Origin of the sequence: Kriegella aquimaris, assembly GCF_900103215.1 — a bacterium.
In the GTDB taxonomy this organism is placed as follows: Bacteria; Bacteroidota; Bacteroidia; order Flavobacteriales; family Flavobacteriaceae; genus Kriegella; species Kriegella aquimaris.
In genome coordinates this window covers 380,909-400,570 of sequence record NZ_FNGV01000001.1, presented here as the reverse complement: position 1 = coordinate 400,570, position 19,662 = coordinate 380,909, and the positions used below count along the sequence as shown (strand labels likewise).

The 19,662-nt window shown below is 39.4% G+C and carries 12 protein-coding genes; 5 read left to right on the top strand and 7 right to left on the bottom strand.

Going from position 1 to position 19,662, the window contains the following annotated elements; all coding sequences use genetic code 11:
• Positions 1 to 2: 2 nt before the first annotated feature.
• Positions 3 to 1,571 (bottom strand): sensor histidine kinase, encoded by a 1,569-nt coding sequence (locus BLS33_RS01750; RefSeq protein ID WP_089884671.1) that lies wholly within the window; start codon positions 1,569 to 1,571, stop codon positions 3 to 5.
• Between the two features lie 284 nt (positions 1,572 to 1,855).
• On the opposite strand from BLS33_RS01750, the gene BLS33_RS01745 reads away from it, so the two are divergent.
• The 5 genes from BLS33_RS01745 to BLS33_RS01725 all read left to right on the top strand — a co-directional run bounded on the left by BLS33_RS01745 (position 1,856) and on the right by BLS33_RS01725 (position 8,998).
• A complete protein-coding gene (locus BLS33_RS01745; protein WP_089884669.1) occupies positions 1,856 to 2,749 on the top strand; it encodes a DMT family transporter in 894 nt (297 codons plus the stop codon).
• Positions 2,750 to 2,924: 175 nt separating this feature from the next.
• Positions 2,925 to 4,778, top strand: a complete 1,854-nt coding sequence (locus BLS33_RS01740) for a DNA topoisomerase IV subunit B (RefSeq protein ID WP_089884667.1) — start codon at positions 2,925 to 2,927, stop codon at positions 4,776 to 4,778.
• Between the two features lie 31 nt (positions 4,779 to 4,809).
• Positions 4,810 to 7,491, top strand: coding sequence for a DNA gyrase/topoisomerase IV subunit A (locus BLS33_RS01735; RefSeq protein WP_089884665.1), 2,682 nt, complete (start codon positions 4,810 to 4,812; stop codon positions 7,489 to 7,491).
• Positions 7,492 to 7,495: 4 nt separating this feature from the next.
• Positions 7,496 to 7,927 (top strand): large conductance mechanosensitive channel protein MscL, encoded by a 432-nt coding sequence (mscL, locus tag BLS33_RS01730; RefSeq protein WP_089884663.1) that lies wholly within the window; start codon positions 7,496 to 7,498, stop codon positions 7,925 to 7,927.
• 114 nt (positions 7,928 to 8,041) lie between these two features.
• The gene (locus BLS33_RS01725) at positions 8,042 to 8,998 is read left to right on the top strand and encodes a sterol desaturase family protein (protein ID WP_089884661.1); all 957 of its coding nucleotides are present in this window, start codon (positions 8,042 to 8,044) and stop codon (positions 8,996 to 8,998) included.
• Positions 8,999 to 9,042: 44 nt separating this feature from the next.
• On the opposite strand, the gene BLS33_RS01720 is transcribed toward BLS33_RS01725, so the two are convergent.
• The 6 genes from BLS33_RS01720 to BLS33_RS25275 all read right to left on the bottom strand — a co-directional run bounded on the left by BLS33_RS01720 (position 9,043) and on the right by BLS33_RS25275 (position 19,586).
• Positions 9,043 to 10,815, bottom strand: coding sequence for a TIM-barrel domain-containing protein (locus tag BLS33_RS01720; protein WP_089884660.1), 1,773 nt, complete (start codon positions 10,813 to 10,815; stop codon positions 9,043 to 9,045).
• On the bottom strand, positions 10,815 to 12,257 hold the full coding sequence (locus BLS33_RS01715; RefSeq protein ID WP_089884658.1) for a CehA/McbA family metallohydrolase domain-containing protein: 1,443 nt from the start codon (positions 12,255 to 12,257) through the stop codon (positions 10,815 to 10,817). Before BLS33_RS01715 ends, BLS33_RS01720 begins: the two co-directional genes overlap by 1 nt.
• 22 nt (positions 12,258 to 12,279) lie before the next feature.
• The gene (locus BLS33_RS01710; RefSeq protein WP_089884656.1) at positions 12,280 to 13,224 is read right to left on the bottom strand and encodes a dihydrodipicolinate synthase family protein; all 945 of its coding nucleotides are present in this window, start codon (positions 13,222 to 13,224) and stop codon (positions 12,280 to 12,282) included.
• Positions 13,225 to 13,523: 299 nt separating this feature from the next.
• Positions 13,524 to 15,179 (bottom strand): SusD/RagB family nutrient-binding outer membrane lipoprotein, encoded by a 1,656-nt coding sequence (locus BLS33_RS01705; protein WP_218129520.1) that lies wholly within the window; start codon positions 15,177 to 15,179, stop codon positions 13,524 to 13,526.
• A gap of 19 nt (positions 15,180 to 15,198) precedes the next feature.
• On the bottom strand, positions 15,199 to 18,582 hold the full coding sequence (locus BLS33_RS01700) for a SusC/RagA family TonB-linked outer membrane protein (protein WP_089884651.1): 3,384 nt from the start codon (positions 18,580 to 18,582) through the stop codon (positions 15,199 to 15,201).
• Positions 18,583 to 18,635: 53 nt separating this feature from the next.
• Complete coding sequence (locus BLS33_RS25275) at positions 18,636 to 19,586, bottom strand: PKD domain-containing protein (protein WP_089884649.1); 951 nt, start codon at positions 19,584 to 19,586, stop codon at positions 18,636 to 18,638.
• Between the last annotated feature and the right edge of the window lie 76 nt (positions 19,587 to 19,662).

Sequence of the window (19,662 nt, the reverse complement as noted above, 5' to 3'; positions counted from 1 at the left end):
TCTTACGATGTTTGTTCAATTTCTTGAAAGGTTATGATATAGTGCGTTCCTTTTTTGGAGTTATCTTTTTCAACATTACCTCTAAGTTGTAGTGCCAGCTTGTGGATCAATTTCAACCCTAGGGTTACCGTATTCCTAAAATTAATATCATCGGGAAAACCAGTGCCATTGTCTCCTATGTGCAATATAAAATTAGGATATTTTAATTTTCTGACCTCTATAGAAATAGTTCCTTCCCCATTTTTGAAGCCATATTTCAATGAATTGGTCACTATTTCGTTGATTAGAAGCCCTAGAGGTATAGAAGTATCAATATTTAAAAATAAATCATCTACATTAATATGAAGCTTAATTTGATTTTTTGAGCCCTTCATTGAAGTTATCAATGTACCGACCAGTTGATGAAGATATTCGCCATAATTAATTCGACTAAGGTCACTATTTTTATATAGCATTTCATGAACTATGGCCATTGAATTAATTCGGTATTGACCGTATCTAAAAAGGCCCTTAACCTGTTCATCGTCAATAAAACTCGATTGAAGGCTTAATAAGCTGGTGATGATCTGTAAGTTGTTCTTTACCCTATGATGTATTTCTTTCAATAGGGTGTTTCTTTCCAACAAGCGATGCTCCGAGTTTTCGTTCAGAGCGGTGATATACTTGTTCTTCTGATATAGGGAATATATAATGATAAGGAAAATCAGTATGCCTAGTGTTAAAATTGCAGCGGTCTGGAACGTTGAAAATTTATAGCTTTTAGAATTTTCGTTAATTAATGTAAAATCGGGTTTCGTATAAATCGTCCAGTTATGCGCTCCATCGAAACTGATGGATTTTGAAAAATAAACTGGATTGTCTTTTTCATCTATTTCGGTCAAATCAACTTTAGAAGTTGAAAATCGGACTTCATCCTCATGATAAAATACTTCGTTGTCGGCATTTAGTAGGCCAATATCCAAATCGCTAAAGTTTTTAAGCCAATTATTGACATTAAAGTTTAAACCAACAATTCCTTTAAGATTGTTCTCATCGAAAACGGGAGTAAAAAAGCGAATCGTCGGTCTATAGGGCACCTCAACCTTTCCGTTTTCTACATTGAAATCGAGACCAGAAATAAATACCTCCCCAGATTTAAGTTTTATAGTCTCTTTAAAATAATATCGTTCTCCTTTGTTTTGTAATTGAGTATCTGGTAAAATGGAGATACCGTCGTTTGTATTATCAACCCTGATAATTTCCATTCCATTTAGGTCAATATATCTGGCCTGAAAATAATTTTCATCTATTTCTAGAAATCGTAAAAACTTTAGTGCTGAAAGGTTGGTCGGCTGCTTTGCCTTGAAATCAAGTTCAATCAAATCTTTGATGAACAAGATGTTTTTCTTACTGATATTGTAGAGCTTATGAAGCCGATCTTCACCATCGGTCAAACGATTGTTGGCCTTTATATTCTCAACAATCCTAATATTTTTATCATAGGTCTTAATACGTTCAAAAGCATTGTACCAGATTAAGATTATAGAAATTAAAAATATGGCACTAGCTGTAATTATTCTTCTTTTGCCCATCTAATCGTTTAGGATAATTCTTTTTCTATTTTGAATATTCCCGTCCAGAATTTGAGTTATGGTTTAAATTTTTTCAAGAAACTCAAAGTTATATAATGTAAGTTAATTACTACCAATAAAAAATAACATAATAATCCGAATATCTTAAAAAACCAGCAAATTTATAGCGTAAACCATATTGACTCACTTAATCTAGGAGTATGGTTGCAAAACAATCGGTGTGGGCATCGTAATCTGTTTTGATTTGTTGTGTTCTCTTTTCCTCAAAATTAGAACTTGCCAATATGTCAATTAATCTGTCAGAAAAAGGAGTTGGGGTTCTGTATGCCATTTTGGGGGTAGTTTTATTTTCAACAAAGGCGGTAATGGTAAAAATTGCCTATGGCTATGGGGTAGATCACCTGAGCCTGCTACTGTTTCGAATGGTTTTCGCCGTTCCGGTGTACGTGATTATCGCTTTTTGGAAGAAGCCGTTAAACCCCAAGGAGATTCAAAAAAAAGACTTTTTATGGCTCATCTTCTTTGGCGTAGTTGGCTATTACTTGGCAAGTTTGTTTGATTTCATGGGGTTGCACTATATTAAGGCCGGGCTTGAACGTATCATTTTATTTATTTATCCAACTATTGTTGTGTTGTTGTCGTGGTTGGTTTTTAAGAAAAAGATTACAGTTACCCAATTTGTTGCCATCGCCATTACCTATATCGGGGTTATAGTGATATTCTCGAATGAGATGGGGCTGAATAATGGGCAAAATGTACTTTGGGGAGGTTTTCTTATTTTTCTTAGCGCCATAACATATGCAGCATATTTAGTGGGCAGCGGATGGTTGATTCCTAAATTCGGTGTTGTGCAATTCACCTCCTATGCAATGATTGTATCGACTGTATGCATTATTGTTCACTATCTCTTGGTTGGTGACCTTAATCCTTTTCAATTTTCCTGGGAAGTATATCTACTAGGCGGGGCGATGGCCTTTTTTGCAACTCTTGTACCATCGTTTTTGGTTTCAGCGGCGATTCAGCGTTTGGGGGCTTCGACTTTTTCGATATTTGGAAGCCTTGGTCCCGTATCGACGATTATTCTCGCTTATCTATTTCTTGATGAACAAATCACGCTGATTCAATTATTTGGTATGCTCGTCGTTATTGGGGGAGTGGCTTTTGTTTCAAAAAAATAAACTTTGTTTTGTAGACTAGGGTGTCAGAAAAAAAGGTTTTCTTTACTTAGAAGATATTATTAGGTTCAGTTGGCTATCAATAGAGCCTTTATCTTACTTTGTTAATTACTTTCCTTGTCGCACATTTTGATTATTGCATTAGAATTTTATATTAGCAGAAGTAAACCCTAATTGTATGGCAGAATCGCAATATACCGAAGATAATATTCGGTCGCTTGATTGGAAGGAACACATTCGTCTGCGCCCAGGAATGTACATTGGAAAATTGGGCGATGGTTCTTCGGCCGATGACGGTATTTATATTCTTTTAAAAGAAACCATAGACAACTGTATTGATGAGTTTGTCATGGGAGCCGGAAAAACTATAGAAATTTCGATTCAAGGGGAGCGAGTGATTGTGCGTGACTATGGTCGTGGCATTCCATTGGGTAAAGTGGTCGACGTTGTTTCAAAAATGAACACCGGGGGCAAGTACGATTCTCGTGCCTTTAAAAAGTCGGTAGGTTTAAATGGAGTGGGTACCAAAGCGGTCAATGCACTTTCTAGTTATTTCAGGGTCGAAAGTACGCGCGATGGTAAATCTAAATCAGCAGAGTTCGAAATTGGTGAACTGAAAGATGAAGAACTTTTAGAAGAAACAACGAGAAGGCGTGGTACAAAGGTTACTTTCATTCCCGACGAAACGATATTTAAAAAGTACAAGTACAGAAATGAGTATGTCGAGCGCATGCTTAAAAATTATGTATACCTAAATCCAGGACTGAGTATTCTTTTTAATGGCGAAAAATTTCATTCCGAGAACGGACTGAAAGATTTGCTGGAGGATAACAACAATATGGATGATTTTCTCTACCCCGTGATTCATTTGAAAGGGGAAGACATAGAAGTAGCCATTACCCACAGTAAAACGCAATATAGTGAAGAGTATCATTCGTTCGTAAATGGCCAGCATACTACCCATGGTGGTACGCACCAGGCGGCATTTAGAGAAGCTCTGGTAAAGACGGTGCGGGATTTTTACGGGAAAAACTATGAGGCTTCCGATATTCGAAAGTCGGTTATTTCGGCCATTTCGATTAAGGTAATGGAGCCCGTTTTCGAGAGTCAGACAAAGACAAAATTAGGTTCTACCGATATGGGAGGCAATTTCCCTACCGTGCGTACGTACATCAATGATTTTGTCGGTAAGTACCTTGACAATTATTTACACAAGAATACTGAAACGGCAGATAGATTACAGCGCAAGATTATGATGGCCGAAAAAGAGCGTAAAGAGCTTTCGGGTATTCGCAAACTGGCACGTGATCGTGCTAAAAAAGCAAACTTGCACAATAAGAAGCTACGCGATTGCAGGGTGCATTTGGGTGACATGAAACATGATCGAAGGTTGGATAGTACCTTATTTATTACCGAGGGTGATTCGGCTTCAGGTTCGATAACGAAATCACGTGATGTAAATACGCAAGCGGTTTTTAGTCTTCGCGGAAAGCCTTTGAATTCGTATGGAATGTCCAAAAAAATCGTATACGAAAACGAGGAATTCAATTTGTTGCAGGCGGCTCTCAATATCGAAGAATCGATGGAAGACCTGCGTTATAACAATATTGTTATAGCAACGGATGCCGATGTCGATGGAATGCATATTCGTTTGTTATTGATTACTTTTTTCCTTCAGTTTTTCCCTGAACTAATAAAGGAAAACCATTTGTATATTTTGCAAACACCTTTGTTTCGAGTACGAAATAAGAAGGAAACGATATATTGTTATAGTGAGGAAGAGCGAAGAAATGCCATCGGCAAACTTTCAGGAAAACCAGAAATAACGCGTTTTAAGGGGTTGGGAGAAATATCTCCAGATGAATTCAAACATTTTATCGGCGGTGACATCCGATTGGAACCGGTGATGCTCGATAAGGCCATGTCTATAGAAGAATTATTGAATTTCTATATGGGTAAAAATACGCCAGACCGGCAAGAATTTATTATCAACAACCTTAAAGTCGAGATTGATTTAATAGAAAATAATTGATTATAAACCAAACTAATACGAATTCTTCTTTATGGAAGATAATGAAGAGCTAAACAATTTACAAAACGAAAACCCCGACGATTCCAACGAAGCGCTTACCCGTATTTCAGGAATGTATAAAGATTGGTTTTTAGATTATGCTTCCTACGTTATTTTAGAGCGTGCGGTACCCGCCATCGAAGATGGTTTTAAGCCGGTGCAACGTAGAATTATGCATTCCCTAAAAGATCTTGACGACGGCAGATATAACAAGGTGGCCAATGTGGTTGGGCATACAATGCAATATCACCCCCATGGGGATGCCAGTATTGCAGATGCCATGGTACAAATTGGTCAAAAAGAACTATTGATCGATACCCAAGGGAACTGGGGTAATATATTAACAGGTGATCGAGCTGCGGCTTCCCGATATATTGAGGCCCGCCTTTCAAAATTCGCCCTTGAAGTTGTTTTTAGTCCTAAAATAACCGAGTGGCAGTCGTCTTATGACGGACGAAAGAAAGAACCCGTAAACCTGCCGGTAAAATTCCCATTACTATTGGCTCAGGGTGCCGAAGGAATCGCTGTGGGGCTTTCCACAAAAATACTTCCGCATAATTTCATTGAATTGATCGATGCCTCGATTAAACACCTCAAAGGCCAACGGTTTAAATTATTTCCTGACTTTCCGACAGCGGGCATCATCGATATTGCCAATTACAATGATGGGCTACGTGGCGGTAAAGTTCGTGTTCGTGCTAAAATTTCACAATACGATAAAAATACACTGGTAATTAATGAGATACCATACGGTACTAATACCTCTACTTTAATAGATTCTATACTAAAGGCCAATGATAAAGGGAAGATAAAAATTAAAAAAATAGAGGATAATACGGCGGCGGAGGTCGAAATACTAGTACACCTCCCCAATGGAATATCTCCTGATAAAACTATTGATGCCCTATATGCCTTTACCTCCTGTGAATCGTCAATTTCGCCTTTAGGGTGTATTATCGAAGATAATAAACCTCTTTTTATTGGAGTCACTGAAATGCTGGAACGCTCGACCGATGCAACAGTCGAATTACTGAAAAAGGAGCTTGAAATTCAGCTGTCAGAACTTGAAGAGCAATGGCATTTTGCTTCTTTAGAACGTATATTTATTGAAAATCGGATCTACCGCGACATAGAGGAAGAAGAAACTTGGGAGGGCGTAATAAATGCCATAGATAAGGGGCTAAAACCTTTTACTAAACATTTGAGACGTGCAGTAACCGAAGAGGATATCGTACGGTTGACGGAAATTCGTATCAAAAGAATCTCAAAATTCGATTTGGGTAAGGCCCAAGAAAATTTAGATAACCTCGAACGAAGGATAGCGGAAGTAAAACACCATTTGGCAAACTTGGTTGATTTTGCCATTGACTATTTTAAGAACCTAAAGGAAACATATGGAAAGGGTAGGGAACGCAAATCAGAAATTAGGGTTTTTGATGATATTGAGGCTACCAAAGTAGTTATACGCAACACCAAACTTTATGTAAATCGAGAAGAAGGTTTTGTGGGTACGTCACTTCGCCGCGATGAATATGTTACCGATTGCAGTGATATTGATGACATCATCGTTTTCACCAAAGATGGGCAAATGATGGTTACCAAGGTTGATTCCAAGACCTTTGTCGGCAAGAACATTCTTTATGTGGCGGTTTTCAAGAAGAAAGATAAGCGTACCATCTATAATATGATTTACAAAGATGGAAAAGGAGGTCCTACCCATATCAAACGTTTTGCGGTTACCAGTATAACCAGAGACCGGGCTTATGAGTTGGGTACAGGAAAAGCGGGTACAGATGTACTATATTTTTCAGCAAACCCTAATGGGGAAGCCGAGGTGGTGACCGTGAATCTTCGTCAGGTAGGCAGTATTAAAAAATTAAAATGGGATATTGATTTTGCCGATGTACTGATCAAGGGAAGAGCATCGAAAGGCAATATCGTTACCAAGTATTCGGTAAAAAGAATTGAACTGAAAGAGAAGGGCTTATCGACTTTAAAGCCTCGTAAATTGTGGTTTGATGATACCGTGCAGCGATTGAATATCGATGGAAGGGGTGAATTTTTAGGAGAATTTACCAGTGAGGACCGTTTGTTGATCGTAAACCCGAACGGCACCGTTAAAACCCTTATTCCCGAACTGACACTCCGTTTTGATGATGAAATGATAGTGTTGGAAAAGTGGGTGCCAAAAAAACCATTGACGGCCATATATTGGGAAGGTGAAAAAGAGTTATTTTATGTGAAGCGCTTTTTAATCGATCATCCTGATAAGGAAGAAAATATTATTACTGATCATCCAAAGTCACATTTAGAAACTGTTTTTACCGATTATCGCCCGAGGGCCGAAGTAGTCTACGCTAAAAAGAGAGGACAGGATAGAAAGGAGAATTTAGAATTGAATCTAGAGGAATTTATTTCTATCAAGGGCATAAGTGCTATGGGCAACCAATTGACCAAAGAAAAAGTATTGGAAATTAATGCATTGGAACCGCTGCCGTACGAGTTGCCCGAAGCTCCTAAAACAGAGGAAATTGAGGTGATTGAGGAAGAAAACGTAGTTTCCGATGCAAAAAAAGATACTTCAAATGAAACTGCGAACCCAACCAAAAAATCTTCAAGTGACGATGAAGAAAGTGACGATGAAGAAGGTGAGGGGCAGACAACCTTATTTTAATTAGATGAAAAGCTTCTTTCAAGAATTTAAGAATTTTGCGGTTAAAGGTAATATGGTCGATATGGCCATTGGTATAATCATAGGTACGGCTTTTAATAATGTGGTGAATGTGCTCGTTAAGAAGGTGGTTATGCCCCCATTGTCGCTAATGACTGATGATGTACATTTTTCCAATTGGAAGTTTGTTTTGCGAGAGGCACACGGAGATGTTATTGAAATTGCGATTGGCTATGGCGAATTGATTGAAGTGCTGATTGATTTTGGTATAATCGCATTGACGATTTTTGTAGTATTAAAATTTATGAATCGATTCAGGAATAAAGCTGAAAACCCTGATGACCTTGAAGTTGAAACTCCCAAGAATATCGAGCTGCTTTCAAAAATGGAGAAATTGATGAAAGAACAAAATGAACTTATGAAAAAGAAATGGCAATAATTACCTTTCATCGATCAAAAACATGATTTTTAAGGTTAAAATTAGCCCAATCAGTTAGCAAGTTCTTATTTAGCAGTTAATATTCTTATCTTTAACCAAATTTTTTTAAAAGAAATGGATCTTACCAACCCCTTGGTGTACGGCGTACCCTGTTTTATAGCCTTTATTTTATTGGAAATCACCTATAGCAAGACCCATGGTGATGATCATTTGTATGTCTGGAAAGACTTATTCGCCAGCGGCTTCATGGGAGTCGGGTCTGCCATTATAGGCCCCTTGTTCAAAGTTATCTTTGCTATTGTATTGTTTGACTATACCTATGAGTTGTTTAATCCTTTAGTTGATGGTGTTCGCACTAACGTAATGGGATATCAATCATTTAGTTATGCCTGGTATGTATGGTTGCTCTGTCAGCTGGCCGATGACTTTACGTATTATTGGTTTCATCGCGCGAACCACGAAGTCCGTGTTTTATGGGCGGCACACATTGTTCACCATTCGTCCGATAATTTTAATTTAGGTACTGCGGTACGTAATGGATGGTTTACAATTCTATATAAGCCTTTGTTCTATATGTGGATGCCGGCCTTAGGTTTTCCGCCTGAAATGGTTGTTGTATGTTTGGGTATAGAGGCCTTATGGCAATTTCAACTACACTCAGTGTATGTACCCAAAATGGGATGGATCGAGAAAGTTTTTAATACCCATACCATGCACCAAGTGCACCATGCCCAAAATGTTGAGTATTTGGATAAGAACCACGGTGGCTTCCTAAATATTTTTGATAAAATTTTCGGAACTTGGAAAGAATTGGATGATGATGTAGATGTGAAATACGGAGTTATTCATTCTCCCGACTCCTATAATCCTATTGTTATTCTCACCCATGAATATAAAGATATTTGGAAGGATGTCAAGAGGGCTAAAAAATTCTCGCACAAGCTGATGTATATTTTCGGACCTCCAGGATGGAGCCATGATGGTTCTACATTAACGGTAAAACAACAACAGCGGTTATTTAGGGAACAACAATTAAAAAATCCTGAAATGGCCTACAGCCGGCCTAATTAATTCTTCCGACGGCATGTGTTCTTTTATGTAGTTTTTCTAATTCGTCAAAAGTCTATGCTATAACTGCCTTTATTGTACGGCAGTGAAGAAACAATCTTTATTTTATGCTTTTTGATGTCGTAACTCCAGAATTGTGAATCCAGTTCGTGGTTGTTAAAATGCACTTTTTTTGGAGGTGCTTCGGAATGAATTCTCAAAATATGTGGAATTTTATTTACTTCAAAAAACACATTTAAGTTCCGGTTTTTCTTTTCATAACGAATCTTGGTTTTCTTTTTCGTTTTAGGGTCAAAGTAATCAAAACTATTTTGCGCTTCCGGATATATCAATATAGTGGTAAAACCTTCAGAACCCTCATTTCCGAAACCAGAGTAATCTCTTTTGACGTGTAAAGGCACTATGGCTCCCTCTTTTATATATACAGGAAACTCTTCTAAAGGAAATTCTTTTTTAAATACTTGCGGCCCTTTGAGTAACGCGTCATCATTAAAAAAATAGCGCCACTTCCCTTCAGGTAAATGGACTTCCCTATTTTTTGAGTCAACATAAATAGGAGCGATTAGAAAATCATCACCGAACATATAATGGTACTTGCCATTTTTCAATGGCACTTGCAACCTTCGTCCACCATCGTGTGCGGTTATCACGTAATGGTACATGTACGGAACGAATTCGGTGTGCAACCAAGCGTATTTTCTTATAATTTCCAATTCTTGCGAAGTTCTTTTCCAAAGCCTTCTTTCCCCATGACCGCCATTAAGAAATAAACCACAGAACGTTGAAAATTGAGCCCATCGAATATATAGTCTTGGGGGAATTTCTTTTCCTGAAAACCCGGCAATATCAGAACCGACAATATTGTAGCCCAATTCGGCACTCTTTAAAATACTTTGTATTGCGGATTCGAAGCCCTGTACCCCGTCCAAAGCGATATCTTTTTGAGAATCATCCTGTTCTTGCATCATCTCGCTGGTGACCCATTCATGCTTTTGGTCACCTACCCAATTTACTGGGGACGCATCAATTGGAGCAAAACCCTCTGGGTGAAACCAACGATCCATCGACCTCGAAACAGTCACAAATTCCGGATTTTGTGTTAGTCCATGGCGATATTCTTGACGGTAATAATGGTCCATATAGGTTCTTGTCGTCATCAAACCGTTCTTGGTTTTCTTGTAGAAGAAGGGCACCCCTCCAATTTTATGCATAAAAAGGGTAGCGGTGCCGTCTAATTTCCATCCATCAATTCCGAGATCGAAAACTTTTTGTTGGAGCTCGTGCCACCATTTCATGGCTTCATGATTTTCATAATCAATAAAACCTCCTTTTCCTTTCCACCAAGAATCAGGTTCCTTAGATTTGGCTAAATAACCCTTATTCATGGCTTGGTCATACCAAGCTTTGTCATCTTGAATCTTTGTGTCTTTACTAAAACTATTGACCATAGAAGTCATCCAAAGTACAACGCGATAATCGTTGTCTTCTAAATTTTTAAACCAAACATCAGGATTTTTATAACGACTGGTGTCGATTTTGAAATCGTTGTACCGCAATGACCATGGGCTGTCCAACAAAATAGTGCGTACGGGTATGTCGTGTTCTCGATATCCTAAAAGCAATTCATCAACATAATCGGAGGTATTCACATCGTCTTCCCATAACCAACATTCCAATGCCCAAGCCGGTGTCAGCGGAGGATTGCCATGCCGCTGAGCGTTAAAGGGCATGCCCCAAAAAGGAAGTACCCAATAGAAATATACAATAATCGAAAGCGGCACTAAAAACCAAACCGTTATTTTTAACACCTTTTTAATCATTACGGAAGTTCTGTTTTCGTGGCGCGAAGAGTTCGAAAAAGCCATACCGCACCTGCGTAGATAAAAAGTACAACGCCGATAGGACCCAGCAACCAACTGTATTCGGAATATACCTTGCTGTAGCCTTCCACGGCATTTCCTCTGTAATAGTAAATTATGGATAGGATCATTAGAAATGCAGAACTTATAACGGACAGAATTGAAAATGTGTTACTCTGATTTATGAAAATTTTGTTTTTGCGGTTTACAGCAACCCATAGAGCAAGCAACCAGAGAATCCAAGATAAAACTTGTAAACCGTTCAATGTTCTGAAATAATTTACGAGGGTAAAAAAAGGCCTGAGGAATAAGTTGGATTCTGTATAAAAGGGACGATCCTTATACATGAGAATCTGCAATTTGTTTTGTGGTCCGTTTTTTAGAATATTTAAAATAGCTTTTTCTTTAGAGCATGCATCGAGATTTTGCCAATTCGGTATTTCAAAAGCATTGTAAAGTGAGCAGACCCTACCGTACCCATGAAAATCCAGGCCGCCAACCATCATAAGGTTATTCGCTATACAGAATTCTTTTAATTCTTTAAATAACGCTCTATTATAATAGAGTTCTTTACCGACATTCTCGATTTCAAAACCATCGACACCCATTGAGGCATAAAATTCTTTGGCTTTACCCTTACCATCGAACCAGTGGTTTATTAGTACTGCACCACCATTGTTATGTACGGAGTCAATTACAGAATTATCATCCATATCTTTGGTTTCAAAGCTGCCATCTAAACCCAAGAGACTCATGTGATTGCTACCCGAATATTCTTGGCCCACCATGACTAGCGGTTTTTGGGGAATGTCTCCATTTCTCTGTTTTTGTACAAAGGCAAGACTTTTTTTATGATGAGCATGATCAGTTATAAAAAAAGCATCGAAACCATTTCTCTTGTGGTATTCCCACATTTTCTCTTGAGAAATCAATCCGTCGTGACTGAATTCCGTATGGGCATGGGTCGTTACTAAAATTGAATCCTTTGAATTATTTACAATGGTATTGTTGGGGAGCGGTATAAATAAAATAACGACAAATACTGTAAAGGAGAGCCCGCTAAGCATGGGCAAATCGATTAAAACATTTAGAATTTTTCTTTTTTTATCAGAGGATTGCCTGAGGGCTTTCACTATGGCGGTCGTAACATAAAAAATAAGAATCCATAAGAAGGTGAGGGGAACTTCCGTCAAAGGATATAAGGTTCTATTAAGATAGAGTAGTGGTCCTAAAATAGGCTCAAAGAGGATGCGAAAAAAATCTATTTGAACACCAAAATCAGAATTTTGGCGAAGTGTAAGTACATCCTCAAAATAAATTGGATAATGAAAAACTGAAGCCAATAGAATAATGAAGAGGATGACTCCTCCAATGACAAATTCTTGAGTTCGGAATTTTTTCATTCACGATATATTAACACATAAGTCAAAGTTTTAAACCGGTGCGTTGTTTTTTGCTGTATTCAAATTCTTCTAAATAGCCTTTAATCTCATTACGGTGTGTAGTGTTTAATGGGCTCAAAGGTAGGGCCATATAATCTTGACAGATACCCTTAAGTGATAAAACGCATTTTATGGCTTGAATACTTTTCGTAGGAGAGTCACCTACATTGTAAATAGTTTTGTGAATCTTGAGTAACTGATCCCGTAAAAATGCTATTTTATTTAGGTCACGAGACAGCGAAGCCTCATATAAATCAACGAAAAGTTTCGGGAAGCAGTTAGCTCCACCCGCAACCGCTCCATGGCCCCCGTTAAGAATGGTGTCCGATAGAAAAAGTTCGGCCCCTGCGATGATGGAAAAGTCAGGTGTATCTTTAAACTCATCAATGAGTGCGTACAGTAAAGACATGTCACCAGAACTATCCTTAATACCAATTGCTCCCATTTCTTTGCCCTTTTTTACGGTTTCAACAGACAAATTTACTTTGGTACAGCTTGGTATGTTGTACAAGAGAAAAGGTAGTGGTAATGTTGGTATTAATGCTTTTAGATAATCGATTGTTTCATGCTGTGTAACGGGGAAATAATAGGGTGGAGCAACAACAAGTGCATCTGCCCCCATTTCTTTGGCATAGTTCGCCATTTCTACTGTTGCGTTAAAGGACGTATCTGTAATTCCGACCAATACAAGTATTCTGTGATTTACAATTTTACAGGCTTCCTTTATTAATTGCCTTCTTAGCCTGTAATCAAGGCTGGGGCCTTCACCATTTGTTCCAAGTAGAAAAATGCCATGAACCCCGCCTTCAATTAAGTGTTCAATGAGCAGCTTTAGCCCTTTACTGTCTAACTCTTTATTTTCCAGCAAAGGGGTAATCATTGGTGGGATAATACCTTTTAGAGGCAATTTCATAAGTTTTGGTGTCATTGATTATAGTAACAAATTAAGGTCAAAATCGAGCTTTATGCCACTACAATTTTGTATTTAATGTGTAATATTTTACCCTTCTACCGCTTATTGTTGAGTACATTGTGATTTTCGGTTTAATACTGAAATCCTTAAATTAGCAGGTGTCAAAAACATCTTTTACGACGAGTTGAGCTGCAGTAAGAAGAATCATTCAGTGAAAAAGCAGCCAATATATATTGGGACTAAGTAAAAAGAGACGCCTTTATAAACAAAAGCGTCTCTTCTTATTTTCCGTCCATCACTCGTGTCGAAAATGATTAGTAAGGCTTGTTGGTACCTTGCAGTAGCCACATTTTTGACCAAGCACTATTGTTACTTGTATCCTCTCCCTTAAAAGGAGTAGTTTCCAATTTATTTATAGCAGCATCGGCATTGGCCGTATTATTATCAATTTCGTCAATATGGTAATAGAACCTTAGAGGCAAAGCTGCGCGTTTTGCTGAAGGCCCTGTCTGTAGATCCGGAAGACCTGTTCTTCGGTAATCGAACCATGACTGGGTTGCCGATGACCAGCTGGCGATCCATTTTTGTTCCATAATATCTTCATAATCGCCATAGGCTGCTGGGCCGGAGATGTATGCGGAATAGGAGTCTCCAATACCCCAGGCGTTTAAAGATTGTTGAATACCTTCATTGTAATATTGTTCGACAGAACCAGGCGCCCACCCATTAAGTGCGGCCTCGGCTAAAATAAAATGTACTTCGGCGGCAGAAATTAGGCGCGATTTTAACAACGGGCCACTTGCCGCTTTGTAGATATCGTTGAGTTGTGAAACATGAGGATTATACGACCCTTGGTTAAATTCTTTCTTTAAATTGAATGCCGGGCCTAGAGTTATGGCAGTTGGAAGCCCGACGTATTCTTTATCAAAATCTACTGGTTCGCCAACAATGGCTAGATGGTCGTCGACAAGTTTCTGCGATACGTGCCGTTCTCCTTCAATTTCTTCATCGTAGTCATCAGGAGCTCCTGCTTCAAGCACTAAAGGAATTTCTATTTCATTAGCCCATACCCCTAATCTGGGATCATCTAACAACTGCAAGGCATCTACCAAAGTAGCGCTCATTTTTATTCTAAAATAAGCCCCTTGCGGACTGGTGTCGAATTCGGTATTGGTAGGCCAAGAATCATTAGGACTGGCACCTACGTAATCAACGTTTGCGTCATCATCGGCATCTGTAATGATTGGGTATTGCTGTGGATTGGATGATATCCTTCTAATTCCTTCGGCTGCCAAACCTGGTTCTTTTACAGATATCCTCATATAATAACGCAACGCCAGTGAATTGGCAAATTTGCGCCATTGGCTTACATCACCGGCATATAAAATATCTTGTTGCGATTGAATGCTAAAATAGGCATCTTGGCTTTGTGACAATAAAGTGTTGGCTCTTGTAAGATCAGCAAAAATACCGGTGTAAATACTTTTCTGTTCATCGAATACCGCGTCGAAGAAATCGACACCCTCGTCGGCTCTTAAAGCTCCCTCGTAGGGGGCATCGCCCCACAGATCGGTAATCATGCCGAACAAATAGGCTTTCATTACTAACCCGACACCCAGATGGAAATCCAAGTTGTCAGCTTCCGCTTTTTCAATAAGCGTTTTATTATTGTTCAAGAGACTATAGTAACCGTTCCAACTGTGGGAATCATTGCTCCAGTCATAGGAGTTATGGCCTCCTGACCAGCCGTCTTTTTGGGTATGCTGCATAACCCCTGCCATATCACCGAAACCAAGGCCGACCACATTCTTGGCCGTACCGGAAATCACCGTAGACATTAAAAGGTTGGGGTCGACATTGTCGGAACCTATTTGGTTGGGGTTTTCATTTAATTCCTCTAAACCATGGCAAGAGATTAAGACTGTGAGCCCCAAAACCAATATGCCTATTTTATTTTTTAGTTGATACATGACGATCTTCATTTTATTTTTAAAAAGTTATGCCAATTTTAAATCCTATAGGAATCACCCATGGATCTACATTGTAGCGCTCGATACCCTGCTTAAATTGCGTTCCGCGATTGTCTGTTCCCGATTCAGCCTGAAAGGCCCTTTCTGGATCGACACCAAAGTTCGAGTCTTTGGTCCAAAGCATAATATTTCTACTATATAGTGACAAGCTAACATTATCAAGCCCGGTTCTTTCTAGAATCTTACTAGGCAGATCATAACCCAAAGAAATCTCCCTTAACTTTATATAATCTGCATCGAACATATGGGGTGTTCCGAAATCCCATGGATTACCAACTGAAAACGGAAGAAACGTAGTGCCCTCATTACCTAGGTTTTCGTGGTCTAGAATAAAGTTTCCGTTTTCATCGTGGCTACCTACAACACCAGGGCTAAAGATACCATCGTAAACGACTGTGCCGCTAAAAGCTTCGGGAAACCCACCATTTCCGGGAGTTCCTCCAACAGATTTAAAGTTTTCCGCAAAAAGAAATTCATCTGCATGATCCAAAACCCATTGTTTAAGTTCTGGCCCCGCTTCTGTAATACCCGGATCGACCAAGTTGTCCAAAAGTTGTTGGCCATAACCGTCTTCTACCATATACCTTGAAGTCTGCGACATATACTGTCCGCCAGAACGCCAGTCGAAGGTCATGTTCAAAGAAAAATTCTTATAGGAGAAACTCGATTGTAAACCCATTACAAAATCAGGATTATAGTTCCCTACTTTTACCCGTTCTTCTTGAGCCAGCCATTCAGAATCTTCACCAGCACCAATCAAGGGATATCCAAAATAGGGAGAATTAGCGTCTGTAACGCGTAATATTTTTGGAGAGTAAATATTGCCGACTAGGCCATCTTCGCCCGTGGCAGGATTTGCCACATAACCTCGGGACACACTTTTATTATCACTCCAGAATTCTATATAGTCAACACCTTCATATAATTCTAAAATCTTTGATTCATTGGTGGTGAAATTAAAATTTAAATCCCAATTCCAATTTTCATTTCGTATGGGTGTAAAGCCCAATGAAAATTCCCAACCTTTACTTTCCAAAATTCCTGCGTTGATCCCAACACTATTATAGCCTGAAGACCCGGCTAGCGGTACTCGAATAATTTGATTCTTATTTTCTACCGTATAGTAGGTGCCCTCAAAACGTACCCTATTATTAAACATCATCAAATCGACACCGAATTCTTGAGAAGTTGCTTCCTCTGGCTCTAAAGTAGGAGTGTTCAACCCACCGGCGGTATACAAAGTGGCATTCCCCCAAACTCCGGCGTTATTGTAATAGGCTCCTAATTGGTATGGGTTTGTATCATTACCAACTCTTGCCCAACCTCCTCGTAGTTTAAAAAGGTCTACTTTGGGAATATTGACTACTTCACTTACCAGAAAACTTAAGGATGCCGAAGGATAAAAGTAAGAACGGTTGTCTATCGGTAATGTGCTTGACCAGTCGTTTCTTGCCGTAACATCTAAATACAACATATCTTTGAAACCGAAATTACCTAGGGCGTATACACTGTTTATACCTCTCTCACTATTGAAGCTGGAATAGTTTAAAGCAGTGGGGGCGATGTTTTTTACAGTAAACAGATTGGGAACAATAAGACCGACACTTGAAAATGCCGAGTTGCTGAGGCCTGTATTTTTTTGGTACATCAAATTTCCGCCTCCGGAAAGCGATAAGTCAAAATCTCCAAAGTCTTTCGTGTAGGTAGCCAAGATGTCTATGTTGGTCTCCATTCCATCGGTTTTGGAAATACCATAAGTCCCGTTATTGAATTCCTTATCATACCCCCCAGGCGCAATTTTAGTTTCTTGGGTCTGGTTAAAGGTATTCAAGTTGTAACTGGTCCTGATTTTAAATGACTCTGAAATATTCCAGTCCAGCGCCATATTCCCAAATACCCTAAATCGAGAATAACTATTGTTGACGTCATAGGCCAAAAAATAGGGGTTGTTATATCCGGGTGCCAAAGTCAAAACTTCAGTGCCGGGTAGATCATAATCCCTTAAAAGGGTCAGATCTATATTGGCTGGGGTGGAATAGGCCCATTGCAAGGGGTTCGCTCCCCTGTTAGAAGCAGGTCGGTTATCGGCATAGCTATGCACGACATTAACATTGGTGCTCAAGATGAATTTGTTATCCAAATTGGATGATGCCGAGAGTGAAAAACTATTGCGATTAATATCGGAATTCGGAACCAAACCAGTATTTGACATATTGGTGATTCCAACGCGATAATTTAATGCCTCAGTGCTATTGGTAACAGTGACGCTGTTACTGGAAGTGATTCCTGTTTGGACAAAATCTTTTACATTGTTAGGATATGATTTTAGTTCCGTAGGAATAGGTTCGCCATTGGCGTCAAGTGGAGCGTTCCATTGCACGGCGAAATATCCCTGGTCTAGCTCAGGTCCTCCGTTGCCGCCCGATAATGCTACCGGTGGCAATAGATTACTTCCTCCTTGAGACGCTGGAGAAAATGAAAACAATCCAGAGGCGAACTGTGTTTGTTGTCCGAGAAATTTGTAAGGAACATCAAAGACGGTATTGGAGGTAAAGGAAACTTTCATTTTCTCTTTATCCCTAGCTTTTTTAGTAGTAATCAATACTACGCCATTACCTGCTCTTGATCCATATAACGCTGCCGCACTTGGTCCTTTTAATATGCTCACATCTTCGATGCTGTTGGGGTCTAAATCTGAAATAGCATTTCCGTAATCAACGCGGTTATCGCTACCGAAGCCGCCAATGTTATTAAGTGAATTTACAACAGGAACCCCATCGATAACAAAGAGCGGCTGATTATCAGAACTTAAAGAGATAGCTCCCCTTATGACCATACTTACCGATGAACCCGTGCCACCTGTGGAGTTCAGGGTTACACCAGCAACCTTTCCTGACAAAGAATTCAAAACGTTTTCTTGTGCGACCCTGGTCAGTTCTTCCCCCGCTACATTTTCCACGGAATACCCTAAGGACTTGTCTTTACGCTTAATTCCCAAAGCTGTAACTACAACTTCATCCAATGCTTGAGCACTTACTGACATGGTTACATTTACCGTGTTTCTCCCATTTACTGAAATTTCCTGTGTTTCAAATCCAATATAGGAAAACATCAAGACGCTATTGGCATTTGGGGTGCTAATCGTGTAATTGCCGTCAAAGTCGGTTGTGACCCCTGTAGTAGTACCTTTAATTATGATACTGACACCAGGTAACGGCATATTATCTTCGGCCGAACTAACCGTACCAGATACATTGGTCTGGGCCAAAACCATCGCGCTGCACATAAATAGTACAAAATTCAAAGCGACGAAGGATGAAGTCTTCTTTATATATGTGTTCATAGAATTGTTTTGAATTGGTTATCTATTTTGATCATTTTTTTTAGGATGCCTAACTATTCTACAGCTTCAAATGTCAATACAACTGCATTGGTGTTGATTCCTATTGCGTCAGGAGATGCTGCTACAAACATTACCAAACGCATCGAGCTATCTGAAATATCTTGAATGATTACCTTGTTTTCAAAATCGTAGAAGCCTACGAATTCGGTGCCTGAAAAATCTAATGTACTTACGTTTTCATATGTAATCATACCACCAGCACCCCACACCGATGAAGTTGTGAAATTTTCGTTCTCAACGTACGTGAACGTCGCATCGGCCTCAGGTTCGTAAAGACCTGTACAGAGGCCAAAATCGGCACCGCCATCATTTACTATTCCGGCACCCCCAGTTGTGACGAACTGAAATACCAATCCACTAAATGCGGCATTGTCGGCCTTTAGATCATGACTATAGCTACCATCAAAATGAAAAGTGAATTCGTCTTCATATACCTCGCTCATTCCCAAGCCAGCGCCAAAAATACCGGCAGGAAGTGGATTCGGTGCACCTTCAAATGGTGAAAGTTCCGCGTCTGAATTGGCAAAATAATCGTTATCGGAATGGCCACTTGAAATCTTCCAGGTTTTACCATTTGTGGCCGTTGCACCACCCGTTAACAGCACGTATGGCGTGATATCCAAGGCAAGTTTGACTTCGTCGGTAACAGAAGCTCCGTTGGCATCGGTAGCAGTGAGTACCGCCGTGTAATATCCTGCTTCACTATAGATGTGAACAGGATTTTTTTCACTACTGGTCGTACCGTCGCCAAAATCCCAGGTCCAACTACTTGCACTATGCGTTAGTCCTTGAAAAGCCACCTTTTTCCCTTTTACACTATGAGAAATGTCTGCGGATAATGGAAATTCATCAGCGCCGGACGAATCGTCCGAGTCACAGGAAGTCAGTATGAGCATACAACAGAGAAAACTGCTCAGTACTTTTAATGGGTTAGATTTAATCATATCATGTAGTTTACAATGAGAAAACACTTAATTTTTGTTGTTGAGTCCGTAACATTATCAAAGCATAATGTTAAAT

What these genes read in the sequence shown, in the direction of transcription:
- BLS33_RS01750 (WP_089884671.1), bottom strand. Translation starts at nt 1,571, where the DNA reads ATGGGCAAAAGAAGAATAATTACAGCTAGTGCCATATTTTTAATTTCT.
- BLS33_RS01745 (WP_089884669.1), top strand. Translation starts at nt 1,856, where the DNA reads ATGTCAATTAATCTGTCAGAAAAAGGAGTTGGGGTTCTGTATGCCATT.
- BLS33_RS01740 (WP_089884667.1), top strand. Translation starts at nt 2,925, where the DNA reads ATGGCAGAATCGCAATATACCGAAGATAATATTCGGTCGCTTGATTGG.
- BLS33_RS01735 (WP_089884665.1), top strand. Translation starts at nt 4,810, where the DNA reads ATGGAAGATAATGAAGAGCTAAACAATTTACAAAACGAAAACCCCGAC.
- mscL (WP_089884663.1), top strand. Translation starts at nt 7,496, where the DNA reads ATGAAAAGCTTCTTTCAAGAATTTAAGAATTTTGCGGTTAAAGGTAAT.
- BLS33_RS01725 (WP_089884661.1), top strand. Translation starts at nt 8,042, where the DNA reads ATGGATCTTACCAACCCCTTGGTGTACGGCGTACCCTGTTTTATAGCC.
- BLS33_RS01720 (WP_089884660.1), bottom strand. Translation starts at nt 10,815, where the DNA reads ATGATTAAAAAGGTGTTAAAAATAACGGTTTGGTTTTTAGTGCCGCTT.
- BLS33_RS01715 (WP_089884658.1), bottom strand. Translation starts at nt 12,257, where the DNA reads ATGAAAAAATTCCGAACTCAAGAATTTGTCATTGGAGGAGTCATCCTC.
- BLS33_RS01710 (WP_089884656.1), bottom strand. Translation starts at nt 13,224, where the DNA reads ATGACACCAAAACTTATGAAATTGCCTCTAAAAGGTATTATCCCACCA.
- BLS33_RS01705 (WP_218129520.1), bottom strand. Translation starts at nt 15,179, where the DNA reads ATGTATCAACTAAAAAATAAAATAGGCATATTGGTTTTGGGGCTCACA.
- BLS33_RS01700 (WP_089884651.1), bottom strand. Translation starts at nt 18,582, where the DNA reads ATGAACACATATATAAAGAAGACTTCATCCTTCGTCGCTTTGAATTTT.
- BLS33_RS25275 (WP_089884649.1), bottom strand. Translation starts at nt 19,586, where the DNA reads ATGATTAAATCTAACCCATTAAAAGTACTGAGCAGTTTTCTCTGTTGT.